This is a genomic window from Microlunatus flavus (assembly GCF_900110855.1).
Lineage (GTDB): Bacteria > Actinomycetota > Actinomycetes > Propionibacteriales > Propionibacteriaceae > Microlunatus > Microlunatus flavus.
In genome coordinates, this window is record NZ_FOFA01000004.1 from 105,594 (window position 1) to 121,801 (window position 16,208).

The following is a 16,208-nucleotide window of genomic DNA, read 5'->3' on the forward strand; positions in this document are numbered from 1 at the left end:
AGCCTGTCGAAGGGCCCAGGACGCTCCCTGAGCCTGTCGAAGGGCCTCGAGAGGTCGGCGTCCGCGCCACGGTTCGACGCCGACCCGTTCCGGGCCCTTCGACGAGCTCAGGGGGCGTTCCGACGGTCGCCCTCACGGCGCGCTCCCGGGGTGGTTGCCGCGTCAACCGCTCGACGACCCGCTATAGTGGTGATCAACAGCTTGCTTTCGCTCCTGCCGCAAGCAGTCCGCACGTCGTAGCCCTCGCGCTCCGTGCGTGGCGCCTCCGAGAGACCTCGGGCCAGGTGTCGGCGGGACATCACGGACGGAACTCCTTGACCCAGCACGACTTCAGCACGCTCGGCGTGCCCTCGTCCCTCGTCGGCGTCCTCGCCGAGCGGGACATCACCATCCCCACCCCGATCCAGGCGGCCACGCTGCCCGACTCGCTCGCCGGGCGCGACGTGCTCGGCCGCGGCCGCACGGGCTCGGGCAAGACGTACGCCTTCCTGCTGCCGCTCGTCGCCCGGCTGACCGCCTCGACGACCCGCCGCCGCTCCGGCGCCCCGCGCGCCCTGATCCTGGCCCCGACGCGCGAGCTCGTCGGCCAGATCGAGGCATCCCTCGCGCCGCTGGCCAAGAGCGCCGGCCTCACCTCGCGCACCGTCTTCGGCGGCGTCGGTCAGGGCCCGCAGGTCGCGGCGCTGCAGCGTGGCGTCGACGTGGTCATCGCCTGCCCGGGCCGCCTCGAGGACCTGGTCCAGCAGGGCCACGCCTCGCTCGGCTCGATCGAGGTCACCGTCATCGACGAGGCCGACCACATGGCCGACCTCGGCTTCCTGCCGGTCGTGCGCCGGCTGCTCGACAAGACGCCGAGCAACGGGCAGCGCCTGCTGTTCTCGGCGACGCTCGACGCCCAGGTCGACGTGCTCGTCAAGCGCTTCCTGCACGACGCGGTCGTGCACGAGGCCGACTCGGCGCAGTCCCCCGTCTCGACGATGACGCACCACGTCCTGCACGTGGACCGCGAGCAGCGCGTGCCGGTGCTCGTCGACCTGACCAGCGCCCCGGGCCGGACCGTGGTCTTCACGCGGACCAAGCACGGCGCCAAGGCCCTCGCCCGCCAGCTGAACTCGCGCGGCGTCCCCACGGTCGACCTGCACGGCAACCTGAGCCAGGGCGCCCGGACGCGCAACATGGACGCCTTCCACAGCGGCAAGGCCACGACCCTCGTCGCCACCGACATCGCCGCCCGCGGCATCCACGTCGACGACGTGGCGCTCGTCGTGCACGCCGACCCGCCGGTCGAGCACAAGGCGTACCTGCACCGTTCCGGCCGCACCGCGCGCGCCGGCAGCGACGGCACCGTCGTCACGCTCGCCACGGGCGACCAGCTGCGCGAGGTCCGTTCGCTGACGCGCGCCGCCGGCATCAACCCGACCACGAGCCGCGTGCAGGGCACGTCCGACCCGGTGCTGGCGCAGGTCGCCCCGGGCGAGCGCACCCTGCCCGGCGGCCTCGCCGTCCCGACGTCGGAGGAGCCCGGCGCGGGTGCGGGTCGCCCCCGTACCGGCGGTGGCGGTCGTCGCCGCAGCGGTGGCGCCGGGGGCGGTCAGCCCAAGGCGGCGTCGCAGCAGCAGCCCGCCCGCGGTGGCAGCCGCCCCGCGCGCGGCTCGGCTCCGGCCGCGGCGAAGACCCCGGCCGGCAAGGGCCGCGGCTCCGCCCGTCCCGCCGGTCGGCGCACCTCCGGCGGCGGTGGCGGGAGCGCGCTCGCGTACTCCACGAGCACCTCCGGCGGCGGCAGCACGCACTCGGCCGCCGGCTTCAGCAGCAAGGGCCGCCGCTAGCCCAGGCCTCGGCCTTGACTTCTCGCCCTCTGACCACCTCAGCGGTGGCCAGAGGGCGAGACGTTTCTCAGCCCAGGTCCCAGGCGACCTTCGCGTCGCCGTCCCAGCGCCGGCAGGTGCGCACCCGCGCGTCGAGGTCGGGCACCCCGTCCAGGGCGGCGACGACGTCGCCGAGCTGCTCGAGCCGTACGCGCCGCGCGAGGGTCACGTGCGGGCTCCAGCGCCCCGGCGCGAAGTGGCTGTCGGGCTCCGTGCCGCACGCGGCGGCGACCGCGGCCTGGAGGGCGAGCAGCGCGGCGCCCGCCACCACCTGCCGGACCAGCACGACCTGACCCCGCCGCGGGCCGAACACCAGCAGCGAGCCGAGCAGCAGCGGCAGGTCCAGGTCCGCGACCAGCGCCGGCAGAGCGTCGTCGACCTCGGCCGGAACCGTCGGTCCGGCCCACAGCGTCACGTGCGGCCGGTGCGTCGGGCTCGGCTCCACCCGCTGCTCGGTCGGCAGCCCGGCCTCCGCCAGCCGGGCCCACTCCCCCAGCACGGACGCCTCCGTCGCGTCGTCCATCAGCAGCTCGACCGACTGCGTCATGCAGCACCGGGACGCGCGCCGGCTCCGCTCGTCCACGACCCCACGCCGGGAGCGTACGGGGCGCCGGTCCTCGCGCTCTGCCACGATGACCGCATGCGCATGGAGGACCTCCGAGCCCCGGACACGCCCGCGACGCGGGGCGCCCTCGAGCTGGCCGCCGCCCTCCACTCGCCGGCCCTGCTGAACCACGTGCTCCGCTCCTGGCTGTGGGCCGAGGCGTTCGCCCTGCTCGAGGACCGCCGCGGTGTCGACCACGAGCTGCTGCGCACCGCCGCCGTGCTGCACGACATCGGCCTCGTGCCGGCGTACGACAACGTCGCGCTCTCCTACGAGGAGGCCGGAGGTCAGGTCGCCGTGGCGCTGACGGCGGGCGCCGGGTGGCCGGCGGAGCGCCGGCAGCGGGCGCTGGAGGTGGTCGTCCGCCACAACTGGCCGGCGGTCGACCCGGGACTCGACGTCGAGGGCTACCTGCTCGAGGTCGCGACCGGCCTCGACATCAGCGGCGCGCGGCCGGACGCCCTGCCCGCCGACTTCGTCCGGGAGGTGCTGGACCGCCACCCCCGCCTCGGCCTCGGCGCGGAGTTCACGGCCCGGGTCACCGAGCAGGCGGCCCGCAAGCCGACGACGGCCGCGCACCGGCTGGTGCAGGGCGGGCTGGCGGACAAGCTGGCCCACCACCCGCACGAGCGCCTGACGGCGGGCTGACGGAGCGACCCTCGCGACCAGTACCCGTCGCGTCGGGCCCCGCGGCGGGCGTTCGCTCGATCTTGTGGCGTTCGCGCGTGTTCAAACGCGCGCGAACGCGACAAGAGCGAGCAGACGGGACAAGAGGGCGACGGAGCCGAGGCCCGGACGTCAGCGCAGCAGCGGGTCGACGGCCGCGGCGACGAACACCAGGGCCAGGTAGGAGTTCGACCAGTGGAACAGCCGCATCGGCCGCAGCGCGGCGTCGGTGAGGCCGGCGCGCGCCCGGTTGTGGAGCTGCACGGCCTCGACCAGGAACACGAGGCCCGCGACCCCGGCGACTGAGGGGTAGAGCCAGCCCGTCTGCGCCACGGGCCACAGCGCGAGCGACACCAGCACGGTGACGACGCTGTAGACCAGGATCTGGCGCGCGACGACCGGCGCGGAGCGCACGACCGGCAGCATCGGCACGTCGGCCGCCGCGTAGTCGGCGCGGTACCGGAACGCCAGCGCCCAGGTGTGCGGCGGGGTCCAGAAGAAGACGATCGCGAACAGCACGAACGGCGCCAGCGCGATGTGGCCGGTCACCGCGGTCCAGCCGATGAGCGGCGGGAAGCAGCCGGCGATGCCGCCCCACACGATGTTCTGCGGGGTGCGCCGCTTCAGCAGCATCGTGTAGACGAACACGTAGAAGGCGTTCGCCCCGAGCGCGAGGCCGGCCGAGAGCCAGTTGACGCCGTAGCCGAGCACGAGGGTCGCGGCGACGCCGAGGACGGCGCCGAAGACCGTCGCCGCACGGGGGCCGACCATGTGGCGCGGCAGCGCACGCCGCCGGGTGCGCCGCATCCGCTCGTCGATGTCGCGGTCGAGCACGCAGTTGAAGACGTTGGCGCTGGCCGCGGCGAAGCACCCGCCGAGCATGGTCAGCAGCACCAGGGTCAGGGGCGGCACGCCGCGGGCCGCGAGGAACATCGCCGGCACGGTCGTGACGAGCAGCAGCTCGATGATCCGCGGCTTGGTGAGGTTGACGTACGCCGAGACGACGTCGCGCGCGGTCACCCGCTCGCCGCTGCTCCCGCGGGTCTCGTCCCGGGTCGCCGGCCCGCGGTCCGCCGCAGCGGCGTCGCCGGTCAGGTCCAGGGCGGTCACACGGATCAGCCTCTCACGTCGGGCACCTCGGACCCAGCGGACCGCGTGCGTGTGCGGGGCCCAGGGTAGGACGCCCGGGCGACCGGACCCATGCCTCAGGGGTGTGGGCTACGTCCCTCCCCCAGGCGCACCTGCGGTGGCGGGCAGGTGAATGGTCGGTGCCCACCCCGGGTAGGCCCTGTCCGGCGGCGCGGCCCGGTCGATAAGGTCGAAGGCGTCGGAGTCGCCGGCCCACGAGTCGTCGGCGCACCCGCCTGATGCTCGCACCCCGGAAGGATCGCCAGTGACCGACACCCAGACCACCTCCCCGACCGAGGACGACGTCTTCCCGGAGGGCTGGACCGACCTCGACACCAGGGCGGTCGACACGGTCCGCGTGCTGGCCGCCGACGCGGTGCAGAAGGTCGGCAACGGACACCCGGGCACGGCCATGAGCCTGGCGCCCGTGGCGTACCTGCTGTTCCAGAAGATCATGCGCCACAACCCGGCCGACACGCACTGGCCCGGGCGCGACCGCTTCGTCCTCTCCTGCGGCCACTCGAGCCTGACGCTCTACCTGCAGCTCTACCTCGGCGGCTTCGGCCTGGAGCTCGAGGACATCGAGTCGCTGCGCACCTGGGGCTCCAAGACCCCGGGCCACCCGGAGTACGGCCACACCGACGGCGTCGAGATCACCACCGGCCCGCTGGGCCAGGGCATCGCGAACGCCGTGGGCATGGCGATGGCCGCCCGCCGCGAGCGCGGCCTGCTCGACCCGGACGCCCCCAAGGGCCAGTCGATCTTCGACCACCACATCTACTGCCTCGCCTCCGACGGCGACATCGAGGAGGGCATCACCTCCGAGGCCAGCTCGCTCGCCGGCACCCAGCGCCTGGGCAACCTGACGCTCATCTACGACCAGAACCGCATCTCGATCGAGGACGACACCAACATCGCCCTCTCCGAGGACACGGCGCTGCGCTACGAGGCGTACGGCTGGCACGTCCAGACGGTGGACTGGACCAACGGCGAGACCCACTACGTGGAGAACGTCAAGGCGCTCAACGAGGCCATCGAGACCGCCCGCGGCATCACCGACCGCCCGAGCTTCATCGCGCTGCGCACGATCATCGCCTGGCCCGCCCCGGACGCCCAGGGCACGGGCAAGGCGCACGGCTCCGCGCTGGGCAAGGACGAGGTCGCCGCCACGAAGAAGGTCCTCGGCTTCGACCCGGACAAGTCGTTCGACGTCGCCCCCGAGGTCATCGCGCACACCCGTGAGCTGCAGCAGCGCGGCCAGGCCGCGCAGGACGCGTGGCAGCAGTCGTACGACCAGTGGGCCGCCGCCAACCCCGAGGGCCACGCGCTCTACCAGCGCTTCGTCAACGACGAGCTGACGCCGGGCTGGGAGGAGGGCCTGCCGAGCTGGGAGGCCGACCCCAAGGGCATCGCCACCCGCGCCGCGTCGGGCAAGGTGCTCAACGGCATCGTCCCGCGCATGCCGGAGATGTGGGGCGGCTCGGCCGACCTGGCCGAGTCCAACAACACCACCGTCGAGGGGGAGCCGAGCTTCCTGCCGACCGACCGCCAGACCAAGGCCTGGAGCGGCAACCCGTACGGGCGCACGCTGCACTTCGGCATCCGTGAGCACGCCATGGGCGCGATCATGAACGGCATCAAGGTCCACGGCGGCACCCGTCCCTACGGCGCCACGTTCCTCACGTTCAGCGACTACATGCGCGGCGCGGTCCGGCTGTCGGCGCTGATGCGCGTCCCGGTCACCTACGTCTGGACGCACGACTCGATCGGCCTCGGCGAGGACGGCCCGACCCACCAGCCGATCGAGCACGTGGCCGCGCTGCGCGCGATCCCGGGCCTGGACGTGGTGCGCCCGGCCGACGCCAACGAGACCGCGGCGGCGTGGAAGCAGATCCTGCTGAACAAGACCCGCCCCGCCGGCCTCATCCTCACCCGTCAGGCCCTGCCGATCGTGCCGCGCGGCAGCGACGGCTTCGCCACCACCGACGACGTGTCCCGCGGTGCGTACGTGCTGAAGGACTCCGAGGGCGCGCCCGACGTGATCCTGGTCGGGACCGGCTCGGAGGTGCAGTACTGCGTCGCCGCGCAGGAGCAGCTCGCGGCCCAGGGCATCCACGCCCGCGTGGTCTCGATGCCGTGCCGCGAGTGGTTCGACGAGCAGGACGAGGACTACCGCAGCTCGGTCTTCCCGCCCGAGGTGACGGCGCGCGTCAGCATCGAGGCCGGCGTCCCGATGGGCTGGCGCGACATCGTCGGCGACGCCGGGCGCATCATCAGCATCGACCACTACGGCGCGAGCGCCCCCGGGGCGTTCCTGTTCGAGCAGTTCGGCTTCAGCGCGGACACCGTCGTCGCCGCCGCCCAGGAGAGCCTGACGGCAGCCACCAAGCCGGGTGCGGCCACCGCGCCCGCGCACCGCGGGCCCAGCGGCCCGCAGACGACCGACGACCAGTCGGACGACCCCGGCGTCTCGATCTCCTGACCGGGCACCAGCAGCAGCAGCAGGGAAGGACACACACATGAGCGACCGACTCAAGGGGCTCGCCGACGAGGGCGTCTCCATCTGGCTCGACGACCTCTCGCGCGAGCGCCTCACCACGGGCAACCTCGCGAGCCTGATCAAGGACTCGTCGGTCACCGGCGTGACCACGAACCCGACGATCTTCGCCTCGGCGCTGTCGAACGGGGCGGCCTACAACGACCAGGTGCGCGAGCTCGCCGCCCGCGACACCGCGGTCGACGACGCCATCAAGGCGCTGACCTCCGACGACGTGCGCCACGCCTGCGACGTCTTCAAGGACGTCTACGAGGCCACCGGCGGCGTGGACGGGCGCGTCTCGATCGAGGTCGAGCCGGGCCTGGCCATGGACACCGACGGGACCACGGCCCAGGCCGCCGACCTGTGGAAGATCGTCGACCGGCCGAACGTGCTGATCAAGATCCCGGCGACCAAGCCGGGCCTGCCGGCGATCACGAACGCGATCGGTGAGGGCATCAGCGTCAACGTGACGCTGATCTTCTCCCTCGAGCGCTACCGCGCCGTGATGGACGCCTACCTGAGCGGGCTGGAGACGGCCGCGGCCAACGGCCACGACCTCAGCCGGATCCAGTCGGTCGCGTCGTTCTTCGTGTCCCGCGTGGACACCGAGGTCGACAAGCGGCTCGACGCGATCGGCAGCGACGAGGCCAAGGCGCTCAAGGGCAAGGCGGCCATCGCCAACGCCCGGCTGGCCTATGCGGCGTACGAGGAGGTGTTCGCGGGCGAGCGCTTCGCGGCGCTGGAGGCCAAGGGCGCGAACCGCCAGCGGCCGCTGTGGGCCTCGACCGGTGTCAAGGACCCCAACCTGCCCGACACGCTCTACGTGACCGAGCTCGCCGTCGCCGGCACCGTCAACACGATGCCGGAGAAGACCATGAAGGCCTTCGCCGACCACGGCGAGCTGAACGGCGACCGCGTGAGCGGCACCGAGGAGGAGTCGACGCAGGTCCTCGACTCCCTCGAGGCCGTCGGCGTCGACCTCGACGACGTCTGGGAAGTGATCGAGAAGGAGGGCGTCGACAAGTTCGACAAGTCGTGGGCGGAGCTCGTGGACACCGTCCAGACCGCGCTCGACGACGCCAAGAAGGGCAAGTCGCCGGGCGAGTCGACCGACGTCGACGACCCGAACAAGTAGCAGCGAGACGGCCGGGGCCGGGTGGAGCAGCGCTCCGCCCGGCCCCGGTCACGTCCCGACCCCTTCCACCGAGGAGACGCCGACCGTGCCCACCCCGAGCGAGATCTACGTGTACGACGGCGCGGACGCCGTCGCGGAGGCCCTGGCCTCGCGGCTGACGGCCGTGCTGGCCGACGTGCAGGCCCGCGGCGGCACCCCCCAGGTCTGCCTGACCGGGGGCCGGATCGCCACCAAGGCGTACGAGCGCCTGGCCGCCGACGGTCCCGGTGACGTGGACTGGACCCACGTGGACCTGTGGTGGGGCGACGAGCGGTTCGTGCCCGCCGGCGACGGCGACCGCAACGCCGACGCCACCCTCGACACGCTGCGGGCTCCGCTGCGCCTCGACGAGGCCCACGTGCACGTCATGGCGCCCTCCGACGCCGGGATGGACCTGGACGCCGCGGCCGCCGCGTACGCCGACGAGCTCGGGGACACGATCTTCGACGTGTGCCTGCTCGGGGTGGGCCCGGACGGGCACGTGGCGTCGCTGTTCCCCGGCCACCCGTCGCTGGAGACCCCGGGCTCGGCGATCGCCGTCCGGAACTCCCCCAAGCCGCCGCCGGACCGGATCAGCCTGACCCTGCCGGTCATCGACCGCTCGCGCCAGGTGTGGTTCGTGGTGTCGGGCTCGGACAAGGCCGACGCGGTGCTCCAGGGCGTCCTCGGCACCGGCCCGGACCCCGTACCCGCCGCGCTGGCCTCGGGCGTCGACGCGACGGTCTGGCTCGTCGACCGCGACGCCGCTGCGCAGCTGCCCGACGACGTGGCCCGGATGGAGCTCTAGCGGGACCCTCCGCGGCCGCGCGGGGCCGGGCGCAGCCGCCCGTCGAGCCACCGGAACAGCAGCAGGAGCAGCACGCCCAGCACCAGGACCCCGCCGACGGCGAGCAGCGCCGTCGCGTAGCCGACCTCGGTCACGTCCAGGAACGGGTAGGGGTACCAGCCGATGACGGCGCCACGGACGAACGTGTAGACGACCCACGCCACGGGCCATGCGAACGCCCAGGCGACGGTCGACCACGTGATGCGGGGGCGCGGCCCCACGAGGAACCACACGACCACCGTGCCCACCGGCGAGACGAGGTGGAAGCCCAGGCCGGCCACCAGCCCCCAGCCCGACAGGTCCACCAGGGGCGCGAGCAGCGCCCAGTAGACGAGGCCGGTGATGGAGATCCCGAGCAGCGCGTCGAGCCGGAGCACCCGCCAGACCGGCCCGTCGCGCTCGGGGTCCAGCGCGAGCGTGAGCGAGATGGCGAGGACGAAGAGGTTGCTCTGGATGGTGAAGTAGCTGACGAAGTCGCCCAGCCGCCTGCTCAGCGGCACACCGGCGAGGCTGTCGCCGGTGTTGGTGTCCGTCCCGCCGAAGAGGAGCAGCGCCAGCTGCACCACGAGGGAGACGAGGACGACCAGGGCGACCGCGGCGTGCAGCACGCGCGGGACGAGGTTGCCGCGGAGACGGGTCGAGCCGTTCAGCGCAGCTCCACGTCGTCGAGCAGGTCGCGCATGGTGCGGTGCGGGTCGGGCGACCCGAGCACGTTCTCCCCGCGCTTGAGCAGGCAGCAGAGGACGCGCGCGTGGTCCGACCCGACCGTGCGCCAGGACGCGACGCGCGCCTGCTCCCACAGGCAGGTCGTCTCGAGGACGTACGGCTGCAGGAGCTGCCAGGTGTTCAGGTCGGCCGTGCCCAGCAGGCCGGTGTTGAGCGGCACGCCGGCCAGCCACGCCACGATCTCGTCGACCCGACCGCCCTCGCGGACCGGGCTGCCCACGGTCGCCCCGGCGAACACGTGCAGGAACGTCGTCGTGGCGACCTCGACGGCGTCCGCGCGGTACAGGCCCTCGAGGCCTGCGTAGCGCGGCGCCCTCGGCGGGACGCTCAGTAGATGACCTCGCCGCGGGCCCGACGGTCGCGCAGCGACTGCAGGGCCTCGCTCAGGATGGTCGCCGCCTCGAGGTCGCTGCGGCGCTCCTTCACGTAGGCGAGGTGCGTCTTGTACGGCTCGGTCTTGGGCGGCGGCGGCGGGTTCTTGGCGTCGTTGTTCGCCGGCAGCCCGCAGCGCGGGCAGTCCCAGACCGCCGGGACCGCCGCGTCGGCCGCGAAGGCCGGCCGCGTCTCGTGCCCCGACGAGCAGAAGTAGGAGACGTACAGCCGCGGGGCGGTGTCGCCCCGCTCGGCCTCGCCCATGGGTCCTGCACCGACCCGGCTCCCCCGGATCGCGCTCCCGCTGCCAGCCACCGTCAGATCCCCCGATCCTTGTTGTCAGGAGTGCACATCGTGCACGTTGTCACGCGAAGCACATCCTCGGTCGCCGGTTGTGAGACGGCTGAACGACGCGCCGCCACACGACCAGCGCCTTCTCAGGAACCGAGCTTGTAGAGCAGGCCCAGCGCCACGATGCAGGCGAGCCAGATGACGGCGATGATGATCGTCAGGCGGTCGAGGTTCCGCTCGGCGACCGAGGAGCCGCCGAGCGAGGAGGAGATGCCGCCGCCGAAGAGGTCGGACAGGCCGCCACCGCGGCCCTTGTGGAGCAGCACGAACAGGGCCAGCGCCACGCTCGTCACGACGAGCACGATCGAGAAGATCAGGATCGGGGTGGTCATCAGGGGCTCGAGCACGGGCTGAAGTTTAACCCAGCATCAAGCCTGGACCGACCTCCTCGCGCGTGCCCCGCCTCCCCCGCGCGTACGCCGTCGGAGTCCCGACGGCCGCGTGCCGACGGCCTGCAGAGCAGACGTCGGCTGCGGGCCTCACCCGAGTCACCGGTTTCTCACGTGAACGTGAAACACCGGTGCTTCCCATGGCAGATCTGCTGGGTGAAGCACCGGAGCTTCACGTGAACGTGAAAAAACCTGAGGCCTTGTACGGGCCCCAGGCGGGGCGTCAGAGGGCGGGCAGGTCGTAGAAGCGCGCGATCGCCGCGAACTCGTCGACCTTGAGGCTCGCCCCGCCGACGAGGGCGCCGTCGACGTCGGGCTGGGCCATGATCGCGGCGACGTTGTCGGCCTTGACCGAGCCGCCGTAGAGGACGCGCACCGCGTCCGCCGTGTCCTGCGCGAACAGCTCGGCGACCACGCCGCGGACGGCCTGGCAGACCTCCTGCGCGTTCTCCGGGGTCGCGACCTCGCCGGTGCCGATGGCCCAGACCGGCTCGTACGCGATCACCAGCGTCGCGGCCTGCTCGGCCGAGAAGCCGGCGAGCGCCGCCTGGACCTGCGCGACGACGTACGCGACGTGCTCGCCGGTCTGGCGGACGTCCTTGCCCTCGCCGACGCAGATGATCGGGGTGACCCCGGCGGCGAGCGCCTTGTGGGACTTGAGGTTGACCAGCGCGTCGTCCTCGTGGTGGTAGAAGCGGCGCTCCGAGTGGCCGACGGTCACGTAGCGGCAGCCGAGCTTGGCCAGCATCGCCGCCGAGATCTCGCCGGTGAACGCACCGGGCTCGTTGGCCGAGACGTCCTGGGCGCCGTAGCCGACCTTGAGCCGGTCGCCGTCCACCAGGGTCTGCACCGAACGCAGGTCGGTGAACGGCGGCAGCACGACGACCTCCGACCTCGCGGCGTCGTGCTTCTTGTCCTCGAGCGTCCAGGCGAGCTTCTGCACGAAGCCCACCGCCTCGACGTGGTTGAGGTTCATCTTCCAGTTGCCGGCCATCAGCGGCGTGCGGGGCACAGTCAGTCCTTCGTCGGTGGAGCGGGGTACGGGTCCGGCGTGGGTGCCGGGCGTCAGCCGAGCACGGACAGGCCGGGCAGCGACTTGCCCTCGAGGTACTCGAGGCTGGCGCCGCCGCCGGTCGAGATGTGGCCGAAGTCGTCGTCGGCGAAGCCGAGGTCGCGCACGGCCGCGGCCGAGTCGCCACCGCCGACGACCGACAGGCCGTCGACCTCGGTCAGCGCCTCAGCCACGGCGCGGGTGCCCTCGGCGAACGGGGCCCACTCGGCGACGCCCATCGGGCCGTTCCAGAAGACCGTCCTCGAGGAGCGGATCACCTCGGCGAAGGCGGCGCCCGACTCCGGGCCGATGTCCAGGCCCAGCTGGTCGGCCGGCATCGCGTCGGCCGCGACCACGGTCGGCGGGGCGTCGGCCTTGAACTCCGGGGCCACGACGATGTCGGTCGGCAGCACGATGCGCTTGCCGTCGGCCTGCGCGCGCTCCAGGTAGCCCTTGACGACGTCGATCTGGTCGCGCTCCAGCAGGCTGGTGCCGACCTCGTGGCCCTGCGCGGCGAGGAACGTGAAGACCATGCCGCCCCCGACCAGGAGCGTGTCGGCGGTGCTCAGCAGGTTGTCGATGACGGCGAGCTTGTCCGACACCTTGGCGCCGCCGAGGACGACCGCGTACGGGCGCTCGGGCGACTCGGTGAGGCGGCGCAGCACCTCGACCTCGGCGAGCACGAGGCCGCCGGCGGCGTTCGGGAGGAGCTGGGCGACGTCGTAGACGCTGGCCTGCTTGCGGTGCACGACGCCGAAGCCGTCGGAGACGAACACGTCGCCGAAGGAGGCGTACTTCTGGGCCAGCTCGGCGCGCTCGGCGTCGACCTTGGACTCCTCGGCCGGCTCGTAGCGCACGTTCTCGAGCATGGCGACGTCGCCGTCGCCCAGCCCGGCCACGATCTCGGCGGCCGACGGGCCGACCACGTCCTCCGCGAGGCGCACGTCGGTGCCGAGCAGCTCGCCGAGCCGCGCGGCGGCCGGGGCGAGGGAGTACTTCGGGTTCACCTGGCCCTTGGGCCGGCCGAGGTGGGCCATCACGACGACCCGGGCACCGGCGTCGCGCAGCCGGGTGAGCGTGGGCACCGAGGCGCGGATGCGGCCGTCGTCGGTGATGGTCCCGCCGTCGAGCGGGACGTTGAGGTCGCAGCGGACGAGGACGCGCTTGCCGCGCAGGTCCCCCAGGTCGTCGACGGACTTCATCGGGCGTGCTCCTTCGCGTGCCGGACGGCACTCAGGGACGGGCGGAGACGTGACCTGAGCCCGCCGAAGCGGGCTTCGACGGGCTCAGGACGGGACGTGCTGCGGTGTCGCGTGGGTCAGAGCGACTTGCCGACCAGGCTCACGAGGTCGACGAGGCGGTTGGAGTAGCCCCACTCGTTGTCGTACCAACCGACGACCTTGACCTGGTTGCCGATGACCTTGGTCAGCCCCGAGTCGAAGATGCAGGAGCTCGGGTCGGTGACGATGTCGGACGACACGATCGGGTCGGCGGTGTAGGTGAGGTAGCCCTTGAGGCTGCTCTCGGCGGCCGCCTTGAACGCGGCGTTGACCTCGTCGACGGTGGTCTCGCGGCCGACCTCGACGGTCAGGTCGGTGGCGGAGCCCGTCGGCACCGGCACGCGCAGCGCGTAGCCGTCGAGCTTGCCCTTGAGCTGCGGGAGCACGAGGCCGATGGCCTTCGCCGCGCCCGTGGAGGTCGGGACGATGTTGAGCGCGGCCGCCCGGGCGCGACGCAGGTCGCTGTGCGGGCCGTCCTGCAGGTTCTGGTCCTGCGTGTACGCGTGGATCGTCGTCATCAGGCCCTTGACGATGCCGAACTCGTCGTCGAGCACCTTGCCCAGCGGCGCGAGGCAGTTCGTGGTGCAGGAGGCGTTGCTGATGATGTTGTGGCTGGCCGGGTCGTAGTCGCCGTCGTTGACGCCCATGACGACGGTGACGTCGTCGTTCTTGGCCGGGGCCGAGATGATGACCTTCTTGGCGCCGCCGTCGAGGTGCGCCTTGGCCTTGAGGCCGTCGGTGAAGAAGCCGGTGGACTCGATGACGACGTCGGCGCCGACCTCGCCCCAGGGCAGCTTGGCCGGGTCGCGCTCGGCGAAGGACTTGATCACGGTGTCGCCGACCTTGATGCCACCGTCGACGACCGCGACGTCCTGGCCGAGCCGGCCGAGGATGGAGTCGTACTTGAGCAGGTGGGCCTGGGTGGCGTCGTCACCGAGGTCGTTGAAGGCCACGACCTCGATGTCCGCGCCGGAGGCCTGCACGGCGCGGAAGAAGTTGCGCCCGATCCGGCCGAAGCCGTTGATGCCGACACGCACGGTCATGAAGCGATCTCCTCACAGGTGGTCCAGCAGCCCTCGGAGGGCTCTACCGCCACGATAACGAAGTCGTCGCGAACGCGTTACGACCGATCGCACACTGGTCTGATACCACTGGGCCCAGTGGTCAGGCACTGGTACGGGTGAGGCTCCGGCGACCTCCGTCAGCGGTCGCGCGGCGGCCGCATCGCGCGTGCGCGGGCGTAGCCCTGGTCGAGCCCGGTCCGCTCGGCGCCCGGCTCGAGGGTCAGCGTACGGACGGTGCCGGAGGGCCGGCCGGCCGCCGGGGGCGAGGTCACCGCGACCGTCCGGTAACCGGGCACCCCGGGGAAGGTCGCCGCGTAGTCGCCCGCGGCGAGACCGCCGAAGGCGTACGACCCGTCGGCGCGGGTGGTCGCCACGAGGTGCGACGGGTAGGCGCGCGGGCTGCGCGCGTCCAGCTGCACCCGCACTCCCCCGAGACCCGCCTCGCCGCGGTCGCGGACGCCGTCGGAGTCCCGGTCGTCCCACACCGTCCCGCGCACGCCGGCCGCACGGAACGCGCTGGTGGAGGTGACGACGGCCATCGGGTGGTCCTCGTCGGTCTGCACCGACCAGTGCGGCTGGCGGAAGGTCTGCGGGCTGAAGGTCGTCGGGCCGGCGACCGCGTACAGGTCGGCCGGCCCGTAGCGCGGGTCGATCTCGCTCACGGTGCACTCCCAGCCGGAGGTGTTGTCGAGCTGCTTGACCCACACGCCCGTGGTCCCGGTCGAGGCGCCCCTGGCGACGTCGACGGAGAAGAAGTCCGGCTCGAGCCAGTCGATGCAGCTGATCTGGCCGGTGAAGGTGAGGGTGTCCCCCGCCCCGTGCGGGCCGAGGCCCGTGACGGTCTTGTCGAGCCGGACGAACTGGGAGAACCAGGTCCAGCAGCCGTCGTCGCTGCAGCGGGCGGGGCTCGCCACCGGCTCGGCGGCGGCCGGCTGCTGGCCCAGGACCCCGCCCAGCAGCAGCGCCAGGACGGCGCCGCCCGCGAGGCGGGCACGGCGGGGACGACGAGCGCGAGCCACGGCTCCTCCTGGGAGACGCTCAGGAGGAGCGTCTGGAGCGCACGCTAGCGGAGGGCGCGAGCGCGCGCCAGGAGTTCGTGCGGCCTACGGACGATCCGAGCTCAGTCGTCGAGCATGTCCGAGGTCAGCGAGGCCTCGGTGCTGGGGATGCCGAGCTCGGCGGCCTTCTTGTCGGCCGTCGCGAGCAGCCGCCGGATGCGCCCGGCCACCGCGTCCTTGGTCAGCTGCGGGGTGTGCAGCTGCCCGAGCTCCTCGAGGCTCGCCTGCTGGTGCTGCACGCGCAGGTCGCCCGCGACGCGCAGGTGCTCGGGGACGTCGTCGCCCAGGATCTCCAGCGCCCGCTCGACCCGGGCCCCGGCCGCCACGGCCGCGCGGGCCGAGCGGCGCAGGTTGGCGTCGTCGAAGTTCGCGAGGCGGTTGGCCGAGGCGCGGACCTCGCGGCGCATCCGCCGCTCCTCCCAGGCCATCAGCGACTCGTGCGCGCCGAGGTGGGTGAGCAGCGCGGCGATCGCGTCGCCGTCGCGGACGACCACCCGGTCGACGCCGCGCACCTCGCGGGCCTTGGCGGGGATGCCGAGCCGGCGGGCGGCGCCGACGAGCGCCAGCGCGGCCTCGTTGCCCGGACAGGTGACCTCGAGCGCCATCGAGCGGCCGGGCTCGGTCAGCGAGCCGTGGGCCAGGAACGCCCCGCGCCAGGCGGCGATGCAGTCGCACGTCGCGCCGCTGACGACCTGGGCGGGCAGGCCCCGGGCCGGGCGGCCCTTGGAGTCGACCAGCCCGGTCTGCCGGGCGAGCGCGTCGCCGTCCTTGACCACGCGGACGACGTAGCGCGTGCCGCGGCGCAGCCCGTTGCCGTTGACGACGATGAGGTCGCTGCTGTGGCCGAAGACGTCGGCGATGTCGGTGCGCAGGCGGCGGGCGGCCGCCCCCGTGTCGAGCTCGGCCTCGATGACGATCTTGCCGCTGACCACGTGCAGGCCGTTGGCGAAGCGCAGGGTGGCGGCCACCTCGGACTTGCGGCAGCAGGGCTTGGTGACCTTGACGGTCGCGAGCTCAGCCTTCACCTGCGCTGTCATCGCCATGCGGGGAACTATGCCACGCGTGTCACGCACCCCCACCCCGCGCGGGACGGCGTACGGGCCGCCCCGGAGAGC

16 protein-coding genes are annotated in these 16,208 nt (G+C 72.9%); 5 read left to right on the plus strand and 11 right to left on the minus strand.

Features of this window, described 5'->3' with window-relative positions; genetic code table 11:
* Positions 1-314: 314 nt before the first annotated feature.
* Positions 315-1,826, plus strand: coding sequence for a DEAD/DEAH box helicase (locus tag BMY04_RS11305; protein ID WP_091179954.1), 1,512 nt, complete (start codon positions 315-317; stop codon positions 1,824-1,826).
* 67 nt (positions 1,827-1,893) lie between these two features.
* Here BMY04_RS11305 and BMY04_RS11310 read toward each other — a convergent pair whose 3' ends face one another.
* Positions 1,894-2,412, minus strand: coding sequence for a 2'-5' RNA ligase family protein (locus BMY04_RS11310; RefSeq protein WP_091179958.1), 519 nt, complete (start codon positions 2,410-2,412; stop codon positions 1,894-1,896).
* A 93-nt stretch (positions 2,413-2,505) separates the two neighbouring features.
* Here BMY04_RS11310 and BMY04_RS11315 point away from each other — a divergent pair, with 93 nt between their 5' ends.
* Entirely contained in the window at positions 2,506-3,117 is a 612-nt protein-coding gene (locus BMY04_RS11315) for an HD domain-containing protein (RefSeq protein WP_091179963.1), read from the plus strand.
* A gap of 150 nt (positions 3,118-3,267) precedes the next feature.
* On the opposite strand, the gene BMY04_RS11320 is transcribed toward BMY04_RS11315, so the two are convergent.
* Complete coding sequence (locus tag BMY04_RS11320; RefSeq protein WP_408630458.1) at positions 3,268-4,245, minus strand: heme o synthase; 978 nt, start codon at positions 4,243-4,245, stop codon at positions 3,268-3,270.
* A 283-nt stretch (positions 4,246-4,528) separates the two neighbouring features.
* On the opposite strand from BMY04_RS11320, the gene tkt reads away from it, so the two are divergent.
* The 3 genes from tkt (at position 4,529) to pgl (ending at position 8,763) form a co-directional block, all read left to right on the plus strand.
* Complete coding sequence (gene tkt / locus BMY04_RS11325) at positions 4,529-6,745, plus strand: transketolase (RefSeq protein ID WP_091179968.1); 2,217 nt, start codon at positions 4,529-4,531, stop codon at positions 6,743-6,745.
* 37 nt (positions 6,746-6,782) lie between these two features.
* Positions 6,783-7,937: a transaldolase gene (gene tal, locus BMY04_RS11330; protein WP_091179972.1), complete on the plus strand. Its 1,155-nt coding sequence runs from the start codon at positions 6,783-6,785 to the stop codon at positions 7,935-7,937.
* Positions 7,938-8,022: 85 nt separating this feature from the next.
* A complete protein-coding gene (pgl, locus tag BMY04_RS11335) occupies positions 8,023-8,763 on the plus strand; it encodes a 6-phosphogluconolactonase (protein ID WP_091179975.1) in 741 nt (246 codons plus the stop codon).
* Here pgl and BMY04_RS11340 read toward each other — a convergent pair.
* The 9 genes from BMY04_RS11340 to whiA form a co-directional block, all read right to left on the minus strand.
* Positions 8,760-9,410, minus strand: a complete 651-nt coding sequence (locus BMY04_RS11340; RefSeq protein WP_198410095.1) for a Pr6Pr family membrane protein — start codon at positions 9,408-9,410, stop codon at positions 8,760-8,762. The genes pgl and BMY04_RS11340 overlap by 4 nt on opposite strands.
* A gap of 38 nt (positions 9,411-9,448) precedes the next feature.
* Complete coding sequence (locus BMY04_RS22755; protein ID WP_091179978.1) at positions 9,449-9,766, minus strand: hypothetical protein; 318 nt, start codon at positions 9,764-9,766, stop codon at positions 9,449-9,451.
* An 89-nt stretch (positions 9,767-9,855) separates the two neighbouring features.
* Positions 9,856-10,215: an RNA polymerase-binding protein RbpA gene (locus BMY04_RS11350; RefSeq protein WP_091179979.1), complete on the minus strand. Its 360-nt coding sequence runs from the start codon at positions 10,213-10,215 to the stop codon at positions 9,856-9,858.
* A gap of 122 nt (positions 10,216-10,337) precedes the next feature.
* Complete coding sequence (secG, locus tag BMY04_RS11355) at positions 10,338-10,583, minus strand: preprotein translocase subunit SecG (RefSeq protein WP_091180688.1); 246 nt, start codon at positions 10,581-10,583, stop codon at positions 10,338-10,340.
* 280 nt (positions 10,584-10,863) lie between these two features.
* Entirely contained in the window at positions 10,864-11,652 is a 789-nt protein-coding gene (gene tpiA / locus BMY04_RS11360; RefSeq protein WP_232506298.1) for a triose-phosphate isomerase, read from the minus strand.
* 53 nt (positions 11,653-11,705) lie between these two features.
* A complete protein-coding gene (locus BMY04_RS11365; protein WP_091179982.1) occupies positions 11,706-12,893 on the minus strand; it encodes a phosphoglycerate kinase in 1,188 nt (395 codons plus the stop codon).
* Positions 12,894-13,009: 116 nt separating this feature from the next.
* Positions 13,010-14,014 carry a type I glyceraldehyde-3-phosphate dehydrogenase gene (gap, locus tag BMY04_RS11370; protein ID WP_091179984.1) on the minus strand — a complete coding sequence of 335 codons (1,005 nt, stop codon included), beginning with the start codon at positions 14,012-14,014 and terminating at the stop codon, positions 13,010-13,012.
* A 158-nt stretch (positions 14,015-14,172) separates the two neighbouring features.
* Complete coding sequence (locus BMY04_RS11375) at positions 14,173-15,054, minus strand: SdrD B-like domain-containing protein (RefSeq protein WP_091179987.1); 882 nt, start codon at positions 15,052-15,054, stop codon at positions 14,173-14,175.
* Between the two features lie 101 nt (positions 15,055-15,155).
* Positions 15,156-16,136 carry a DNA-binding protein WhiA gene (gene whiA / locus BMY04_RS11380; protein ID WP_091179990.1) on the minus strand — a complete coding sequence of 327 codons (981 nt, stop codon included), beginning with the start codon at positions 16,134-16,136 and terminating at the stop codon, positions 15,156-15,158.
* Positions 16,137-16,208: the final 72 nt, after the last annotated feature.